This window comes from Herbaspirillum sp. UBA812 (genome assembly GCF_002296545.1).
Classification (GTDB): Bacteria; Pseudomonadota; Gammaproteobacteria; order Burkholderiales; family Burkholderiaceae_D; genus Herbaspirillum; species Herbaspirillum huttiense.
In genome coordinates this window covers 1-3,927 of record NZ_DBIC01000273.1, presented here as the reverse complement: position 1 = coordinate 3,927, position 3,927 = coordinate 1, and the positions used below count along the sequence as shown (strand labels likewise).

Below are 3,927 nucleotides of genomic sequence, written 5' to 3'. Positions count from 1 at the left end.
GGCGGCCAAGGCGGCCTACATCCACGACTTCATCGAATCGCTCCCCGATGGCTACGCCAGCATGGTCGGCGAGCGCGGACTGAAATTGTCGGGCGGAGAAAAGCAGCGTGTGGCGATCGCCCGCACCCTGCTCAAGGATCCGGCCATCCTCATCTTCGACGAAGCCACCTCGGCCCTCGATTCACGCGCCGAGCAGGCCATCCAGCAGCAGCTGGAAGAGATCGCGCGCGAGCGCACCACGCTGGTCATTGCGCATCGCCTGTCCACCATCGTCAATGCGCAGCAGATCCTGGTGATGGACCACGGCCGCATCGTCGAACGCGGCACCCACGCCGGACTGCTGATGGCCGATGGCCTGTATGCTCAGATGTGGCTGCGTCAGCAGGCCGGCGCGGAAGAGGAGGGCGGTTCGGTGGTGCCGCAGCCGGAGGGCGTGGCAGCGGTGGCCGAGCCCGGTGCCGAACCGACGGTGCTGATGCCGGCCGAGCGTCGCTGATGCCCTCGCCCGCGCGCGCAGCTTGCGCCGGCGCGGGCACAGCGGCACAATTCGCGCATTCGACCTAGAACGGGAAGTGGGCGGGCAATGGAAAGCAAATGGCTTGAGGATTTCGTCTCCCTGGCGGAAACGCGCAGTTTCAGTCGCTCGGCGGAGCTGCGGCATGTGACGCAACCGGCCTTCTCGCGGCGCATCCAGTCGCTGGAAGCCTGGCTGGGCACCGACCTGATCGACCGCACCTCCTACCCCACGCGCCTGACGGCCGCCGGTGAAGTCTTCTACGAACAGGCCGTGGCCATGCTGGGCCAGATCAACAACACGCGCGCGCTGCTGCGCGGCAAGCGGCCCACGGCGCAGACCACCATCGACTTCGCCGTCCCCCATACGCTCTCGCTGACCTACATGCCCAAGTGGCTCAGCGCCCTGGAGTCTGGCTTCGGCTCGATCAACACGCGCCTGATCGCCCTGAACGTCCACGATGCCGTGATGACCATCGTCGAAGGCGGCTGCGACCTGCTGCTGTGCTATCACCATCCGCGCCAGCCGGTGCAGCTCGATGCCAGCCGCTACGACATGCTGACCATGGGCACCGAAACCTTGCGCCCGTATTCGCGCTGCGACCGCAACGGCAAGCCGGATTACGTTTTCCCGGGCAGCGCCAAGGCTCCCGTGCCCTTCCTCTCCTACACCAGCAATGCCTACCTGGGCCGCATGGTGGAGCTGATGATGGCCGATACCAAGCGTCCGCTGCACCTGATGAAACACTACGAGACCGACATGTCGGAAAGCCTCAAGATGATGGCGCTGGAGGGCCATGGGGTGGCCTTCCTGCCGGAATCGTCGGTGCTGCGCGAAGTGCGCAACCGCCAGCTGGCGCGCACCGACGGTCCCACCGGGGAGTGGGAAGTGGAGATGGAAATCCGCCTCTATCGCGAGCGCCCGACCGCCCAGCGTACCGGCAAGGCGCTGGTGGCGCGGCTGTGGGAATATCTGGTGGAGCTGGATGCGCAGCGGCAGGAAAAGGCCGAGCGCGGTGAACGTGGGGAGCGTTCCAAGGGGGCTGGCGGAAAAAGTCCGCGCACTGCTGAAAAACGCGATTCCTGATCAAAAATTAACAGGTAAAAATGGCGCAATCCCTTATCCATCAAGGGATTTCAAAGGTTATGCAAGCGCTGCATAATTGCATGCTCACAAAGCATTAGCCTTGTGTTGAGCGGCTGGCTACGATGGCGGCGCTGAATCGGACAGGCACGAATTTCCAGCAGGCGCACCCCGCGCCGCGCTGGCGGGCGCGCCTCCGTCGCCGCCTTCTTGCGCGCCTTGTGGTGCGGCTTGCAGGCCGCTGCCGACGGAGTAACATGCCTGGCGGACTTTCGGAATTTGCAGGCCTTTTGTCTTTGAACAGCACGGCTATCCAAAGGAGCGATTGCATCATGTCGAACGTACCTAATCACGAAGTGCCTTCCTATCTCGTCCCGCACGGCATCGGTCCGTGGGGCGTCTATCTCGAACAGATCGACCGCGTCACGCCCCACCTGGGCTCGCTGGCCCGCTGGGTGGAAACCCTGAAGCGTCCCAAGCGCATCCTGGTGGTCGACGTGCCCATCGAGCGCGACGACGGCACCATTGCCCACTTCGAGGGCTATCGCGTGCAGCACAACACCTCGCGCGGTCCCGGCAAGGGCGGTGTGCGTTTCCACCAGGATGTGACGCTGTCCGAAGTGATGGCCCTGTCGGCCTGGATGACCATCAAGAATGCCGCCGTGAACGTGCCCTATGGCGGTGCCAAGGGCGGTATCCGTGTCGATCCCAAGACGCTCTCCCGTGGCGAACTGCAGCGCATGACGCGCCGCTACACCAGCGAGATCGGCATCATCATCGGCCCCAACAAGGACATCCCGGCACCGGACGTGAACACCGATTCGCAGATCATGGCCTGGATGATGGATACCTACTCCATGAACCAGGGCAGCACGTCCTCGGGCGTGGTCACCGGCAAGCCCATCTCCCTGGGCGGCAGCCTGGGCCGCCATGAAGCCACCGGTCGTGGCGTCTTCGTGGTCGGTTGCGAAGCCGCTGCCAAGCGCGGCATGGACATCAAGGATGCCAAGGTCGCGGTGCAAGGTTTCGGCAACGTCGGCGGCATCGCTGCGCGCCTGTTCGCTGAAGCCGGTTCCAAGGTGGTGGCGGTGCAGGATCACGTGACCACCGTCTTCAATGCCGGTGGCCTGGACGTGCCGGCACTGCAGGCTTACGTGGCCAAGAATGGCAGCGTCAAGGGCTTCGAAGGTGCGGATGAAATCACCGATCGCGCCCAATTCTGGTCGGTCGACTGCGACATTCTGGTGCCTGCCGCACTGGAACAGCAGATCACCGAAGCCAACGCCAATCACATCAAGGCCAAGATCATCCTGGAAGGCGCCAACGGCCCGACCACCCCGGCCGCCGATGACATCCTGCGCGACAAGGGCGTGCTGATCGTGCCGGACGTGATCGCCAACGCCGGTGGCGTGACGGTGAGCTACTTCGAATGGGTGCAGGACTTCTCCAGCTTCTTCTGGACCGAAGATGAAATCAACCTGCGCCTGACCCGCATCATGCGCGAAGCCTTCGCCGCCGTATGGCAGCTGGCCGACGAGAAGAACGTGTCGCTGCGTACCGCGGCCTTCATCGTGGCGTGTACCCGCGTACTGCAGGCGCGTGAAATGCGCGGCCTGTATCCGTGATGCAGTGATGCTGTAAAAAAAACGGTCCGGCGAGCACCGGACCACCACGGCCAAAGACGGCGGCGCACTGCGCTACAGATCGTCGGCCGCATGATTCCAGAGCACTCTGGTTCGGAGGAGACGTGGTTGCTGTGCGCATGCGCACCGCAGGCCAACCAGCCTTGCGGCGCAAGATCTTCAGTGACGGACCCGGCATCAACATGCCGGGCGCTGCCGCATGTGCGGTTGATTCGGCACATGCGGCAGCCTGCCATGCTGATGTCGTGCACGTTATCGGACGGTGTGGTTTTGACCTGTCTCTTCACGTTTGCCGCACTCGCATTCGCCGCACTGACGCTGGCTTCCATTCTTCCCTGCACGTTCCTGCATATCGCCCCGCAAGCGGCGTCCCCACTGGCTCTGCGCTGGTGCCTCCGGCTTCTGCCCATTCCCCGATGACCACTGTCATGATGCTGCCCGCCGCAGCACGCCTATGTGCTCGCGTGCTGCGTGCGGATGGCGTTTCTGGCATGGATATTGCTGACCGGAATGGGGTTGCTGCCGTGCTGCCGACGTGCTCGCCAGGGCTTCCTGCGAGCTGCGAAACTCTCCTCATTGCGTCGGATCGTGGTACCGCCGCCATGAGGGTTTCTGCGGATTGCCAGACCGGGCGGCATATGTCGTACAATGCGCCCGCCGACAGTTGCGCTCGGGTAATTTGCCAGG

3 protein-coding genes are annotated in these 3,927 nt (G+C 63.8%); all 3 read left to right on the top strand.

Translation table 11 applies throughout. The features are described 5' to 3' along the window. The coding region (locus B3873_RS18905; RefSeq protein WP_286868159.1) for an ATP-binding cassette domain-containing protein at window positions 1-496 on the top strand (496 nt) is incomplete at its 5' end. Window positions 497-583: 87 nt separating this feature from the next. Further along, complete coding sequence (locus B3873_RS18900; RefSeq protein ID WP_039786886.1) at window positions 584-1,600, top strand: LysR family transcriptional regulator; 1,017 nt, start codon at window positions 584-586, stop codon at window positions 1,598-1,600. Window positions 1,601-1,929: 329 nt separating this feature from the next. Continuing rightward, window positions 1,930-3,222 (top strand): Glu/Leu/Phe/Val family dehydrogenase, encoded by a 1,293-nt coding sequence (locus tag B3873_RS18895; protein ID WP_252695739.1) that lies wholly within the window; start codon window positions 1,930-1,932, stop codon window positions 3,220-3,222. Window positions 3,223-3,927: the final 705 nt, after the last annotated feature.

Excerpts from the sequence above, each read along its gene's own strand:
- B3873_RS18900 (WP_039786886.1), top strand. The coding sequence starts at position 584 with ATGGAAAGCAAATGGCTTGAGGATTTCGTCTCCCTGGCGGAAACGCGC.
- B3873_RS18895 (WP_252695739.1), top strand. The coding sequence starts at position 1,930 with ATGTCGAACGTACCTAATCACGAAGTGCCTTCCTATCTCGTCCCGCAC.